The following is a 14,043-nucleotide window of genomic DNA, read 5'->3' as shown; positions in this document are numbered from 1 at the left end:
ACCGCTTTCCATGACATAGCATGTTACAGTTATGTCTGGTTAATGTCAGAAACCCTGATTTTACTCTGTATAGTATTCCAACACATTACAAATATTATTGCACACTTAAGTGTTTTCTATTATTATGATTCCTTAGTAATTGCACTTGAAAGGAAGTTATCAGATCATGACCGAAGAAATAAATCCACAAACATCACCGGCCTTCAAATATTGCCGTGAATCCCGTGTCTTCAAAACCGGACGCGTTTTCCCTAATGATGTCAATAATCACAAAACATTATTCGGCGGCAAGCTTATGAGCGGCATCGATGAAGTAGCCTCCATTTCAGCTATGCGCCATTGTCGAACTAACGTCGTCACAGCCTCTACAGACTCTGTAGACTTCTTGAGACCCATTCGGCCTACTGACTCCGTATGTTTTGAATCCTTCGTCTCCTGGACTGGACGGACAAGCATAGAGGTGTTTGTAAAGATCATTTCAGAAAATCTATATACTGGAGAGCGCGCTGTCGCTGCCACTTCATTTCTAACCTTTGTCGCAGTCGAAGAGGATGGCACACCTACTCCGGTTCCAGCTATTATCCCAGAGACAGACGAAGAGAAGCTGATCAATGAATCCGCTAATGAACGTTCCGAGCTGCGAAAAGTACGCCGCAACATCAGCAAAAAGCTCGCTGCTCAATTAAATACCATAAAGTATTGGGAATAGTTCTGCATCCGCAGAGCTTTTTCTTTTATGTAGGGAAACCCAATGCTGCTTCCTACCTATCTTACCGCACAAAAAAGCACCGCTGCATGGGCAACCCGCAGGCGGTGCTTTTCGGTTATATTACAACACTTACGCGTTGATTTTCTCTTTAGCAATACCAGCCAAGGAGTTGAATGCGTTAAGATCATTCACAGCCAGATCAGCCAGCATCTTACGGTTAACTTCTACACCAGCCAATTTCAGGCCGTATACAAGCTTGCTGTAAGAAAGACCGTTCAAACGAGCTGCTGCATTAATACGAACGATCCACAGTCTGCGGAAGTTACGTTTAGTTTGACGACGGTCGCGGTAAGCGTAAACCATCGATTTCATTACTTGTTCTTTAGCTGTTTTAAAAATACGGTGTTTAGAACCGAAATAACCTTTTGCCAATTTCAACACTTTTTTATGTTTACGACGAACTACAAATCCGCCCTTAACTCTTGCCATATTAATAAACCTCCCAAAAATGTGTAATAAACTATTTCAAGTTAGCCAATCCTTGTTTCAAACGTCTTACATCCCCAGGGGCCATTACTGGATTTCCGTTCAGAACGCGCTTAGCGCGTTTAGATTTGTGGGACAGCAAGTGGTTTTTGTGAGCTTTGTAACGTGTTACTTTACCAGTTCCGGTAATTTTGAAGCGGCCTTTCAGGCTGCTGTGTGTTTTCATCTTAGGCATGGTGTTTCCTCCTTGAATATTATGCGGCGCCAAATTGCAGATAAGCAAGTGACTCCAGATTTATTGAGCTTTAGGAGCCAAAATCATAATCATGCTGCGGCCTTCCAGCTTTGGCTGGCGCTCAACAACAGATATATCAGCCACTTCGTTCTTCACTCGTTCGAGGATTTTTTGGCCGATATTCGCGTGTGTAATCTCACGTCCGCGGAAACGTACGGAGCACTTCACTTTATCGCCCTCACCCAAGAACTTGATCACATTGCGGAACTTAGTTTGATAATCATGTTCCTCAATGTTAGCACGGAACCAGACTTCCTTGATATCAACGACCTTCTGGTTTTTACGCGCTTCCTTCTCTTTCTTCTGCGTTTCATAACGGAACTTGCCGTAATCCATGATGCGGCATACCGGCGGCTTAGCCTGTGGTGCTACATTGACTAGATCCAGATTAAGATCGATCGCCATTTGCAGCGCTTCGCGGATCGGTTTAATTCCGATTTGCTCACCTTCCGCACCAACCAACCGTACCTCTTTGGCCCGAATTTCATCATTGATCATATGTTCCTTACTGATAACTCTCCACCTCCGGATCTTTTTAACAACTATTCTCACGTAACTCCATAAAAAAGGGGTGCCGGTAACACCCGACACCCCGTGTTTGATCAACGTTCATGAACATTAACATTCATAAAGCATTGAGATCAAAACCAGCCGGCGAATATGCCAGTCAGGTGAGAAGCAGGTGCTTCTTCTTGCAATCCCTATGATTTGCGTACTTGAATACTATACACCACACTATTTGGGGTGTCAATCCTTTTATGCAGAAATTTCGTGAACTTTATACCTGCTTACTTTGTACCTCTTCAAGTCGTACTACGCGAGTATGCTTGGTATGGCTCCATTGCTTATTGTTCTGCGTGAAGAACGCATAGAACGTAATCGGATACCACGAGATCAAGTAGATCGGGAAGAATACAAGATAAGCATATACTTTCTTGAACGTAACCTTCTCCAATGCCATCGCAATACCAAAAGTCACCAGATTGGCGCCAATAGCTAGGAAGCTGAGCCAGATCGGCAAGCTGCCGTAAATGTTAGCGATATTCGGTCCGTTAAAGAACGCCATATCCACCCACATTACCGCCGTCATTAAAAAAGTGAGCAATACAATATATACATTCGCTCCATAAAGCGCGAGGTCAAACTTCGTTAAGCTGCGTTCTTTAATACTTTGCCAAAGCAATGGAAAAAAATAACGGCGAGCAACAGTGAAGTGCCCCTGCATCCAACGCAGACGCTGTCTTGAGGAGGCCTTGAAGGTTAACGGCTTCTCATCAAATACCTTTGCATCATAATTGAACTTAGGATATACACCATGTGCTGCACTACGCATCGTAAACTCCAAGTCCTCGACCAAACTTGTAGCTCCCCAGCCCATTTCTTTAAGAAGTGTGGTCTCAAAACACATTCCGGTTCCGCCAAGGAAGTTAGCCATATTTAAATTATGGCGTGAAAGTTGCCACAAACGGTTAATATACCAGTACGAAATACCATAAGCAGCTGTAATCCAGGAATCCTCTGGATTCTTGGTATCGATATAACCTTGGATTACCCGTGCACCTGAACAAAGATCATTATTCATCTCCATCAGGAACTCAGTATGCGCCAAGTTATCGGCATCGAACATGACAACAGCATCATATTGCCGCGGCATAGCCCACAGCTCTTTAAGCATCCATTCTATTGCGTAGCCTTTACCTCTCAGATTTGCATTGGTGCGGACACAAGCGTTCATGCCGTGTTCTCTAACGATGCGAGCTGTACCATCTGTACAATTGTCACAAATTACAAATACATCGTACAGTTCTGATGGATAATTAAGCTGCTTCAGATTCTCCATTAATGCGCCGACAACTTCTTCCTCGTTATGTGCGGCAACAAGTACGGCAAAAGATTTTTCCGGCTTATACTGCGTCTTTTTCTTTTTCCTGTGCAGCCCGAATAATGAAAACGTAAACTGATAGACTGCGATTGCTGCCAAGATCACTTGGAGCGTAACAAACAGTGCGTCTGTCATGACCTTTTGATGCCCCCTTTTTTCACTCTTGGTGTTCTTTTTTTTCTCTCTAGCTTGCTTGACGTTCTTTCTGACCCTTTTGTTGCATCCCTTAACAATAGACCAAGAGTATTCTTATTCTCGGCAGACTTCACAATTTTTATATATGCTGTTTAAAAGAATTCTATGGATTCCTTTTTTTGAATCCTTATTTATCTCTTACCCTTTTAAACAGGTTTAGTCTGCTTGAATCATTGTAAAGCGTAATAGTGCTCTAAGTCAAAACTGGCAAATTTCGAGTAAACCTGAGCTTTTCCTTGAAATGAACTACCTTTAAAAAGTATGATTAAGACAGATCTAAGCTATAGAACGGATTACTGCATTAACATCTGTTAACGGTAACCGGACTAGCGGAGGGAATTAGATATGAGACATTTATTCATGAAACTACATCTCTGGGAGCGGCATCTTTTTAAGTGGATCAACGGACGAATGCATAATCGTTTTTTGAACTTTTGGCTCTTTTACCTTACTCATTTGGGTGGAGCTACAAGCACGATTGTTATCAATATACTGATATGGGTATTAGCTCCTGAGCCTTGGAGAACTACAGGTTTACAAGCCTTGACAGCACTAGCTGTCAGCCATATACCCGTAGCTATCGCCAAAAAGCTGTACCCGCGAATGCGTCCATATCTGGCGTTACCGGAAACCAATACTTTTCGTAATCCATTAAAGGATCATTCTTTTCCATCTGGTCATACTACAGCTATCTTTGCTTCTACGGTCCCTTATATGCTGGCGTTTCCTGCTATGACCGTTATTCTGCTGCCGCTAGCTTGTATTGTCGGATTTTCTCGTATTTATCTTGGATTGCATTATCCATCAGATGTTATAGCTGGCGCAGTGATCGGTTCCTGCGTAGCAGCTGGTACTATAGCCTTATGGATGTGAAGCATTTATTGTTAATAACCGGGAAAACCCTTGAGAATAGGTGAATCAACATTGCGTAAAAAAAGAATCTTAATACTCTCGGAAGGTTTTGGCGCCGGACATACACAAGCAGCTTATGCGTTGTCGAGCAGTCTGCGCCAATTATCGCCTAATTTACAAACGAAGGTGCTAGAACTTGGAAATTTTCTAAACCCCAAGATGGCACCTATTATTCTGTCTGCTTACCGAAAGACGGTAACGACACAGCCAAAATTAATGGGTTATGTCTACCGTCACCAGAAATCATTTAATCGTCTTACCACGCTTGCCTTGCATCGTATATTTTATACGCATGCCAAAAATATTGTGAGACAACTGAAACCTGACGTAATTGTCTGCACTCATTTTATTCCAGGTGCTGTAGTATCCCGCCTAAAGAGACTAGATCCTACCTTAAAAGTGCCGCTCGTCACCGTTATAACAGATTATGATGCGCATGCTACCTGGATTAGCCCAGAGGTAGACCTTTATCTGGTTTCAACACCTGAGGTTAAATCCAAATTGCGCAGCCGAAATATTCCTGCCACGAAAATTCAGGTAACAGGCATACCAATACACCCTAATTTTTGGAAGCATCCCGGAAAGCAGGAGATTCGAGAGCAATTCAATCTGCGGGAGATGCCAACCGTTCTAGTCATGGGCGGCGGCTGGGGAATCATGAACGACCAAGTGGTAAATGCTTGTCTGGCGGAATGGCGTGACAAGATTCAAATTGTTTTCTGTCTCGGCAAAAATGAGCTGCTGCTAAAGGAAATGAAAGAAGACCCGCATTATAATCATCCTAATATTTCCTTAATCGGCTTTACGCGTGAAATCCACAAGCTAATGGAGGTCTCCGATCTGCTGGTTACAAAACCGGGTGGAATGACTTGCAGTGAAGGGCTGGCAAAGGGTATTCCGATGCTCTTCCATCACCCTCTTCCCGGTCAGGAGGAGGAGAATTGCCGCTACTTTACTGCAGCCGGCTTCGGAGAACCCATCGAATCTTTAGAGGTTGTAGAAATGTGGATGGAGCGCCTCTTGAACAACTATGAGGATGTGCAAAACAAGCGCAAACTCCACCTTGAAGAAATCGCTCGCTATCACCCGTTACAATGTGCTCAGAGTATCATCGAATTATTGGAATAGTTAATAAAAAAAGCGGCAGCCTCCAAACCACATGGAGACTTGCCGCTTTTTTATTGAAGCATGCCTTATGGAGCAGTGCTTTGTAACTACAACCGATATTTATCCAATCGGGTAGCCTGATACTGTTTGAGTGCTTCTGCGCCTACAATTGCCTCGCAACGATGGATATTCACGCCACGTCCGACAAATTTCGTCTCATATTCTGTCATGATATGATCCTCGTTGATGATGCCATCTGCATGTAGGTCCAAAGAAATATTTTTCATCTGCAAGCCAAAGTCCGCAAAGGCATTTAATGAGAACTCAAAAAGACTGCGGGAATCTGTTTTCAGATGAATTTCACCTAGATCGCTAAGCAAACCGCGATATTTGTCAAGAAAACGCGGATGTGTCAAACGACGCCGGGCATGCTTGCTTTTAGGCCATGGATCGCTGAAATTAAGATAAATCCGTTCAAGCTCTCCCGGAGCAAATACTTCCTCAGCATAATCGATATTTGCAAGTGCCAATTTCAGGTTAGGCGGTGTTTCATGTCCTGCCGGCTCCCATACTGCTCTAGCCTTATCTCCAGCACGGCGGATCAGCTCATCATACATATCCACTCCGATAAAGTTAATATCAGGATATTTAAAGCTCATTTGGCTGATAAACTGTCCTTTGCCCATTCCGAACTCCACATGGATCGGATGATCGTTACCGAACAGCTTGGACCACTCACCTTTATAACTCCGAGGATCTAGAATGACTAAATCCGTCTGTTCTTCCAAACTTTCACGTATTCCTTTTCTTCCGCGTAAACGCATAGGTATTCCTCCGATTATCTCTTATACGATAACTGTCACTTGCAATATTGTGCCGAAATTGTCCCAAAAAGTAAAGGGATTGCGGTAAAAAAGAAAAAGGAATTCTCTGGTTCAGCTCTTAAATGAGCTGTTCAGAGGAATTCCTTCGTTGTTGTATATTGGAAATAAATTTCGTTCTTGTCTGGCAGATCAGGATTTACTTTGTGTTTGTGGCAAATGTCTTTTTTTCGAATGCGCTACGAATTTTACGCTGCGCATCTGTCTTGATCTTAGGGTTGCCGTTAAATTCCACGCCCGTTAGTGCAAGGGCTTCATCTGGCGTTAAATGCACTTCAATCGAATCTTTACCCTCAGCATATACCGTTTGAGAATTCATTGCTATCACCTCACGGTTATTATTATGGATCGGACGACACGAAATTATGAACTCCTGGATGAATTTCTTTATGCCACAGCAGCTTTTCACACTCTGAATATAACATACTATGTAAGCATTTTCAAGCCGAAAGCGCCTTATTTCCTGCCTATTTTTCATGCCGTTATGGGGAGTCAATGTTACGCCGAGCTCGGTTTTTTGATACAATGTATTGGATTATAAGAAACGGCTGTGCGTTCTCTGGGATAAGGACGCCATCTGTCTCAGAAAAATATAAGGATAAGGGAACTTATCCATAATTATATTTTCAGAAAGGGGCTTCTCGTGTCTAATCTTCAATACACTTCTCCTCCGCAACTTTGGGGAGATAAACGTTTTCATACTTGGAATTACGAAATGCGTGAACACATGAACACCAAGGTATTCAAAGTTATGCTTGATGCAGGCTTTACCTGTCCCAATCGTGACGGCTCCATCGCTAAGGGAGGCTGCACATTTTGCAGTGCCAGAGGTTCTGGTGATTTTGCCGGAAGCCGCCGAGATGACCTAGTCACACAATTCAATAACGTCCGTGACAGACAGCATTTGAAATGGCCAAATGCTAAATATATCGGTTACTTCCAAGCCTATACTAATACGTACGCTCCGGTCGAAGAACTGAAAGAATATTTCGAAGTTATTTTGCAGCAGCCTGGTGTCGTTGGATTGTCTATTGCTACCCGCCCTGACTGTCTGCCCGATGATGTAGTCGAATATTTAGCAGAGCTCAACAAGCGTACGTATCTTTGGGTAGAGATGGGTCTTCAGACTATACATGACTCCACTTCTGAGCTTATTAATCGGGCGCATGATACGCAGTGTTATGTGGAGGCTGTAGAGAAGCTGCGCCGTCACAATATTCGAATCTGTACCCATATCATTCACGGTCTCCCACAGGAGACGCACGAAATGATGCTTGAAACGGTATCTGCTGTAGCTCGCATGGATGTGCAGGGAATTAAGATTCACCTTCTGCATCTCATGCGCAAAACACCAATGGTGAAGCAGTATGAAGCAGGATTGCTCCGATTCATGGAACAGGACGAGTATGTGAAGCTGATTGCTGATTCACTTGAAATTCTGCCCCCTGAGATGATTGTTCATCGCTTGACTGGAGATGCCCCACGGGATCTCTTAGTTGGACCGATGTGGAGTCTCAAGAAATGGGAAGTGCTAAATGCCATTGACGATGAGCTTGTTGCTCGTGATACTTGGCAGGGTAAGTATTGGAGGAAGGGCTAATGGGCTTTATGTCCGTTCTAAGCTTTGCTCATAAATTAATCTCTGAGCGGCTGACTTTAGGTGACCGTGCGATTGATGCAACTGTAGGTACTGGTGCTGACACGCTTTTTCTAGCCAAAACAACCGGAGCTCGTGGCGAAGTCTACGGCTTTGACATTCAAGCTGCGGCGCTGAAGCTGGCAGAAGAACGTCTCCGGCTTGCGCGGGAGGAAACTTCTTCACTCTCTGGCGTTACCTTACTGGAACGCAGCCATGCCGAAATGGCAGAAGCCGTCCCGGCTAACTGGCCAGGCACCGTTGGTGCTGTAATGTTCAATCTTGGCTATCTGCCTTCAGGCGATGCCGACAAGAATATCATTACTGAGCCGGACAGCTCTATTGCAGCCCTGGAAGCTTCACTTCAGCTGCTGCGTCCGGGGGGAATTATTACAGCTGTACTGTATCCTGGCCATGCAGGCGGAGATCTCGAAGCCGCCGCTGTTGAAGCTTGGGCAACGACTGTTTCCCCTAAGGTAGCGCAGAGCATTGTATATCGCCAGCTGCAGCGCACGGACGCACCGTATGTAATTGCCCTCGAGAAGAAAAAAGGTTCCCCATCTTAAGCTTTGTAAACAATCAAACAATCTTGTAATTGGGAAGGAAGATTATGAATGACACAACCATATCCTTTAAAATTTCAACCGGAGTTTAAAGAACGTGTCTGGGGTGGCCGCGCGCTGGAGAAATTCGGCCTGAATCTACCAGAAGGTCATATTGGTGAAGGCTGGATGATTGCCGATCATGCGAATGGAACATCTTCGGTGGTTAATGGAGAATTAGCTGGACAAGGTCTGGATCAAATTCGTGAGCAATTTGGTCATGAGTGGTTCGGAAGCAAGGGAATATCAGAAGCTGGCGGAAGATTTCCACTCTTGATCAAATTGTTGGATTGCAACGACAACCTTTCCGTTCAAGTCCACCCTACGGATGATTATGTAGGATTGCCTAAAGGTGAACTGGGTAAAACAGAGATGTGGTACGTACTAGACGCTAAGCCAGATGCAAAAATCATCTACGGCCTTAAAGAAGGCGTAGACCGTGAAACATTACGCGAAGCACTGGAAAACGGCACGGTTATGGATAGCCTTCAAGAGGTATCTGTCTCCGCTGGCGATTCCTTCTACATCCCTGCCGGAACGGTACATGCTCTATGCGCTGGTGTCGTTGTAGCGGAAATTCAACAGAATTCCGACACTACATACCGTATTTATGACTACGACCGTCCAGGTCTAGATGGAAAACCACGCGAGCTTCATATCGAGGATTCTCTGAATGTTACAGCTTATGAAGGCGCCGGCGCTACTTCGATGAAGACCGATCATGCAGTGCCTGGAGAGTGGCTGCAGCTTGCCGCTTCACCTTATTTTATTGTCGAAAAAGGGATCGTAAATGGTTCATGGGATCTCACCACTTCAGAAGACAGCTTCACTATTCTGGTTATCTGCGAAGGCAGCGGACATCTGACTTGGGAAGGCGGCTCCCAGCCTTATGCCGCAGGGGAATGTTATCTGATTCCTTCCAACCTAGGCCGTTATACTATCGAGGGTCATTCTACTGTGCTTCGCTCTTATTTACCATAAGTCGAGAACCTTTAGGAGGAATGGACCATGAAGGAAAACAGCTTTACTCTAACGGATCCCATAGGTGTAACCATCCATGTCTATGAATGGTTACCTGAGTCCGATGTGCCAGTTAGAGGAATTGTGCAAATTTCACACGGGATGTGTGAAACTGCTGCCCGCTACGCTCGTTTTGCGGAAGCTTTAACCGGGGTTGGTTATGCAGTATATGCCAATGACCACCGGGGACATGGTAGAACCGCTGGTCAAGTCAATCTGCTTGGTGATGTTGGGGAGGACGGATTTTATTGGATGCGGCGCAATCTTCTGCAGGTAGGTGCCGCAGCACTCTCCAAGCATGAAGGAATGCCCATCATTTTATTCGCACACAGTATGGGTTCCTTTCTGGGTCAAAAACTCATGTGCGAAGAAGGCAACGAAATCTATTCAGGGTTTATCCTAAGCGGGACAAACGGTCCACGCAGTATGCTGCGTATTGGAGAATCTTTGGCTAGCGCGCAGCTTAAGCTAAAGGGTGAGCATCATCGTAGTGTACTGCTGAACAGTCTGGTATTCGGCAGCTATAACCGTGCTTTTTCCCCGGTCAGAACAACATTTGACTGGCTGAGTAGCGATACTGCGGAAGTAGATAAGTACATTTCCGATCCATTCTGCGGAGCTATTTGTACAACCCGCTTTTTCCGTGGTTTCTTCCACCTCCTAAGAGAGATTCATACTGAGGAATCACTTAGCACATTATGTACAGGTAAGCCCATTTATATATTTGGTGGGGATAAGGACCCTGTCGGGATGAACGGTCAAGGCATTCCCCGTCTTGCGGAGTTGTATAAGAAACGAGGAGTATCAGACGTTGAGTACCGACTCTATCCAGAAGGCAGACACGAAATGCTAAATGAAGTAAATCGAGATCAAGTCACAGCCGATGTACTCAACTGGTTAGAGAGCCACCTTCCTTCAGAGGTTTCTACGATAAGTTAAGAAAAAAACGCGGTTGTTAGTGAATTTATGAGACGAGAAACGAGATTACAAATGTGGCAACATAGAAGCGATGCTCCAATTATTTTGGGGGTCGCTTCTTTGCGGTTTGCGGTTTGCGGTTTGGGTAGCTTATCTCAGCAGACTTCTCAATCTAACAATCTCCAGTTCCTCCGCGCATCTGAACTTTAGTAAATAAACTTCCGCCACCGCTAATGGACTCAGTTGACGCTGTCTTCAGCTCATCGCTCTCCCACACCACGTACAAACTCGGTTGTCACTAGCTACACATCATTACTTTCCCACGCCGCTTGCGGACTCAGTTGACACTAACCACACATCATTACTCTCCCCGCTACTTCCGGACTCAGTTGACACTAACCACACATCATTACTCTCCCCGCTACTTCCGGACTCAGTTGACACTAACCACACATCATTACTCTCCCCGCTACTTCCGGACTCAGTTGACACTAACCACACATCATTACTCTCCCCGCTACTTCCGGACTCAGATGACGCAATTTGCTAATTTATAGCCTTTCGAGCTAGGTTTCGGACTCCAGTGCAGCTATTCATGCGAAACAGGTCCATATTGGGTGTTTTTCATGCCAATAGCGACTATGCGGTCCGTTAGCATCCAAAAAACAGGATAATTCCACGTATAAGGTCCGCTGGGTCCGCCTGCGCCGAGTCATTACACTAATTACATTCTCCCGCTACTTTCAGACTCAGCTAACGCTAACTACACATCACTTTCTCCCGCCACTTCCGGACTCAGCTAACGCTAACTACACATCATTACTCTCCCCTGCTACTTCCGGACTCAGTGGACGCTATTTGCTAATTTCCAGACATTTGAGCTAGGTTTCGGACTCCAGTGCAGCTATTCATGCGAAACAGGTCCATATTGGGTGTTTTTCATGCCAATAGCGACTATGCGGTCCGTTAGCATCCAAAAAACAGGATAATTCCACGTATAAGGTCCGCTGGGTCCGCCTGCGCCGAGTCATTACACTAATCACTTTCTCCCGCTACTTTCAGACTCAGCTAACGCTAACTACACATCACTTTCTCCCGCCACTTCCGGACTCAGTTGACACTAACTACACATCATTACTCTCCCCGCTACTTCCGGACCCAGATGACGCTATTTGCTAATTTATAGCCTTTCGAGTTGGGTTTCGGACTCCAGTGCAGCTATTCAAGCGAAACAGGTCCATATTGGGTGTTTTTCATGCCAATAGCGACTATGCGGTCCGTTAGCATCCAAAAAACAGGATAATTCCACGTATAAGGTCCCCTGGGTCCGCCTGCGACGGGTTACTCACCGCTTTCGGACCCAGATGACGCTAACTACACATCATCACTTCCCACGCCGCTTCCGGACTCAGATGCGCTAGCGCACAAGGCAAAAGAAATAGACCGTCCCATTAAGGAACGGTCTATCCTTCCACCCGCCTATCACAAAGGCAGTGTGTAGTACTGAGCGCGTTGGCTCTCGTTCTGCTGATACATTACGATTAGTAGCGTGCGCCCTTCCCTAATGGAAGCGGGCTCCGCTACTGCTACAGCCGAGCTTGCTGCTTGGGCAGTCTCTTCTAAACTACTATCTGCTGCTCCCTGTAATGGCGAGTCTGCCGAAGGCAAAGCCTCCAGATTAGCCATATCAGCTTCACCATCCTCAAGGCCCTCATCGGCACGCATGCCGCTGATGGAATCCAACACCGCTTCCAGCGAGAATGGCAACACTTCCAGCACAGTATACTTTTGCAGTTCTCTTTCGTTAAGTCCTGCTTCAGCCAATTGGGCAGAAATTTGACCCGGATTAGCCGCGATATCCTTCAAATAGCTCGACCAATCCGATTTATCCAGCACGAAATCCCACCAGATTTTGCGCGGCTTGTACTTGTGTCCAAGGAAATAATCGAGCTTCATCAAGCCAGTTATAACATCCATAGATGGCGTCCCGCGATCTATCAGGAAGGACTGCAAGCGGGTGAAGAGATCTTCCAGCTGATGGCCAATCTTTTGCCAGCCTCTCTCCTCCCAGTAGTCACCGAACTCCTGAAAGAAATCGAATGGCGAATCAAATACATGACGGATCAAGTACTTGGCCGTATGGTCCATCCGGTGGCTGTTCCAGTATTTCTCCAGCACATCCTCAAGCCGCTTCAAACGGATAATGTCAGAGAAGGGCATCATATGACTGCTAAGGATTTCATAAGGTGCGTGTTCCATATACGTGTAATCATATTTAGACGCCTGCGCCCGCAGCCCCGTTCCCCGCAGCATTTTGAGGAATCCTAGCTGTAGCTCTTCCGGCTCCATAACGAATACATCATTAAACGTTTTACGGAAGGTACTGTAATCCTCCATAGGTAGTCCGGCAATCAAATCCAGATGCTGATCGATATTGCCGCTTGCCTTAATCTTCATTACGGTACGGGACAGCTTTTTGAAATTCTGGCGGCGTTTAACAAGCTCATTTGTCTCATCGTTGGTAGATTGCACCCCAATTTCAAATCTAAAAATACCCGGGGGCGCATTCTTAGATAGGAAATCCAGAACTTCCGGCCGCATGATATCTGCGGTAATTTCGAACTGAAACACGCAGCCTTGATGATTATCGATCAGGAATTGAAACATTTCCATCGCATAGTTGCGGTTGATATTGAAGGTACGGTCCAGAAATTTAATGATTTTGGCGCCATTCTGTATTAAATAAAGCAGATCAGATTTCACTCGTTCAATATCATAATAACGTACGCCTACTTCAATACTGGATAAACAGAACTGGCAGTTAAATGGGCATCCGCGGCTCGTCTCAAAATAAACAATACGTTTACTCAAATCTGGAATATCCTCAGGAAAACGATGCGGCGTAGGCAGCGTATTCAGATCGCTTTTGGGACGTGGAGGATTGACGATGATCTCTTCTCCCTTGCGATAAGCGGCTCCATACACAAAGTGAAACTTACGATCATCCCTTAGCTCCTGCAGCAAATGGTGGAACGTCTCTTCCCCATCTCCGTTAACTATAAAATCAATGCCAGCTTCTCTTTTCATCCAATGAAGCGGCTCATACGAAACTTCCGGTCCTCCGAGAACAATCGTAACTTCAGGCATCACTTGCTTAAGAATACCAATCAGCTTCAGCGTCTCTTCGATGTTCCAGATATAACAGGAGAAGCCAATCACATCTGGCCGTTTCTGAAACAAGTCGGACACGATATTCATCACGGGATCTTTGATGGTGTACTCTGCCAAATGAATATCCTTAAATTCATGCTCACTGTACGCTTTTAGCAAGCGGATTGCGAGTGAGGTATGAATATATTTGGCGTTTAACGTGGTCAGGACGATTTTCATGTTACACGAC

The 14,043-nt window shown here is 45.3% G+C and carries 14 protein-coding genes; 7 read left to right on the top strand and 7 right to left on the bottom strand.

Annotated elements, in window-relative coordinates:
• Nucleotides 1-166: 166 nt before the first annotated feature.
• Nucleotides 167-709 carry an acyl-CoA thioesterase gene (locus tag PODO_RS06145; protein WP_052096840.1) on the top strand — a complete coding sequence of 181 codons (543 nt, stop codon included), beginning with the start codon at nucleotides 167-169 and terminating at the stop codon, nucleotides 707-709.
• 129 nt (nucleotides 710-838) lie between these two features.
• On the opposite strand, the gene rplT is transcribed toward PODO_RS06145, so the two are convergent.
• The 4 genes from rplT to PODO_RS06125 all read right to left on the bottom strand — a co-directional run bounded on the left by rplT (nucleotide 839) and on the right by PODO_RS06125 (nucleotide 3,507).
• Nucleotides 839-1,198 (bottom strand): 50S ribosomal protein L20, encoded by a 360-nt coding sequence (gene rplT / locus PODO_RS06140; RefSeq protein WP_036679505.1) that lies wholly within the window; start codon nucleotides 1,196-1,198, stop codon nucleotides 839-841.
• Nucleotides 1,199-1,229: 31 nt separating this feature from the next.
• Nucleotides 1,230-1,430: a 50S ribosomal protein L35 gene (gene rpmI / locus PODO_RS06135; protein ID WP_036679507.1), complete on the bottom strand. Its 201-nt coding sequence runs from the start codon at nucleotides 1,428-1,430 to the stop codon at nucleotides 1,230-1,232.
• A gap of 60 nt (nucleotides 1,431-1,490) precedes the next feature.
• Nucleotides 1,491-1,988, bottom strand: a complete 498-nt coding sequence (infC, locus tag PODO_RS06130) for a translation initiation factor IF-3 (RefSeq protein ID WP_036679510.1) — start codon at nucleotides 1,986-1,988, stop codon at nucleotides 1,491-1,493.
• Between the two features lie 280 nt (nucleotides 1,989-2,268).
• Nucleotides 2,269-3,507, bottom strand: coding sequence for a glycosyltransferase family 2 protein (locus PODO_RS06125; protein WP_036679513.1), 1,239 nt, complete (start codon nucleotides 3,505-3,507; stop codon nucleotides 2,269-2,271).
• A 405-nt stretch (nucleotides 3,508-3,912) separates the two neighbouring features.
• Here PODO_RS06125 and PODO_RS06120 point away from each other — a divergent pair, with 405 nt between their 5' ends.
• Both PODO_RS06120 and PODO_RS06115 read left to right on the top strand, forming a co-directional pair.
• Nucleotides 3,913-4,440, top strand: coding sequence for a phosphatase PAP2 family protein (locus PODO_RS06120; RefSeq protein ID WP_036679516.1), 528 nt, complete (start codon nucleotides 3,913-3,915; stop codon nucleotides 4,438-4,440).
• 51 nt (nucleotides 4,441-4,491) lie between these two features.
• Nucleotides 4,492-5,607, top strand: a complete 1,116-nt coding sequence (locus PODO_RS06115; protein ID WP_038569210.1) for a UDP-N-acetylglucosamine--LPS N-acetylglucosamine transferase — start codon at nucleotides 4,492-4,494, stop codon at nucleotides 5,605-5,607.
• A gap of 86 nt (nucleotides 5,608-5,693) precedes the next feature.
• On the opposite strand, the gene trmB is transcribed toward PODO_RS06115, so the two are convergent.
• Complete coding sequence (gene trmB, locus PODO_RS06110) at nucleotides 5,694-6,410, bottom strand: tRNA (guanosine(46)-N7)-methyltransferase TrmB (RefSeq protein WP_036679523.1); 717 nt, start codon at nucleotides 6,408-6,410, stop codon at nucleotides 5,694-5,696.
• A gap of 196 nt (nucleotides 6,411-6,606) precedes the next feature.
• On the bottom strand, nucleotides 6,607-6,786 hold the full coding sequence (locus PODO_RS06105) for a hypothetical protein (protein ID WP_036679526.1): 180 nt from the start codon (nucleotides 6,784-6,786) through the stop codon (nucleotides 6,607-6,609).
• A gap of 324 nt (nucleotides 6,787-7,110) precedes the next feature.
• Here PODO_RS06105 and mnmL point away from each other — a divergent pair, with 324 nt between their 5' ends.
• The 4 genes from mnmL to PODO_RS06085 are packed head-to-tail and all read left to right on the top strand — an operon-like array spanning nucleotide 7,111 to nucleotide 10,664.
• Nucleotides 7,111-8,067 (top strand): tRNA modification radical SAM protein MnmL/YtqA, encoded by a 957-nt coding sequence (gene mnmL, locus PODO_RS06100; protein ID WP_038569209.1) that lies wholly within the window; start codon nucleotides 7,111-7,113, stop codon nucleotides 8,065-8,067.
• On the top strand, nucleotides 8,067-8,669 hold the full coding sequence (gene mnmM / locus PODO_RS06095) for a tRNA 5-(aminomethyl)-2-thiouridylate-methyltransferase MnmM (RefSeq protein ID WP_036679532.1): 603 nt from the start codon (nucleotides 8,067-8,069) through the stop codon (nucleotides 8,667-8,669). The genes mnmL and mnmM overlap by 1 nt, the downstream gene beginning before the upstream one ends.
• Nucleotides 8,670-8,717: 48 nt before the next feature.
• On the top strand, nucleotides 8,718-9,686 hold the full coding sequence (locus PODO_RS06090; protein ID WP_038569207.1) for a type I phosphomannose isomerase catalytic subunit: 969 nt from the start codon (nucleotides 8,718-8,720) through the stop codon (nucleotides 9,684-9,686).
• A gap of 27 nt (nucleotides 9,687-9,713) precedes the next feature.
• Complete coding sequence (locus tag PODO_RS06085; RefSeq protein ID WP_038569205.1) at nucleotides 9,714-10,664, top strand: alpha/beta fold hydrolase; 951 nt, start codon at nucleotides 9,714-9,716, stop codon at nucleotides 10,662-10,664.
• A gap of 1,461 nt (nucleotides 10,665-12,125) precedes the next feature.
• Here the strand turns inward: PODO_RS06085 and PODO_RS06080 are convergent.
• Entirely contained in the window at nucleotides 12,126-14,033 is a 1,908-nt protein-coding gene (locus PODO_RS06080; RefSeq protein ID WP_036681458.1) for a B12-binding domain-containing radical SAM protein, read from the bottom strand.
• Nucleotides 14,034-14,043 lie beyond the last annotated feature (10 nt).

Origin of the sequence: Paenibacillus odorifer, from assembly GCF_000758725.1 — a bacterium.
GTDB classification, from domain to species: domain Bacteria; phylum Bacillota; class Bacilli; order Paenibacillales; family Paenibacillaceae; genus Paenibacillus_AQ; species Paenibacillus_AQ odorifer.
This window is presented reverse-complemented; position numbering and strand designations above follow the sequence as displayed.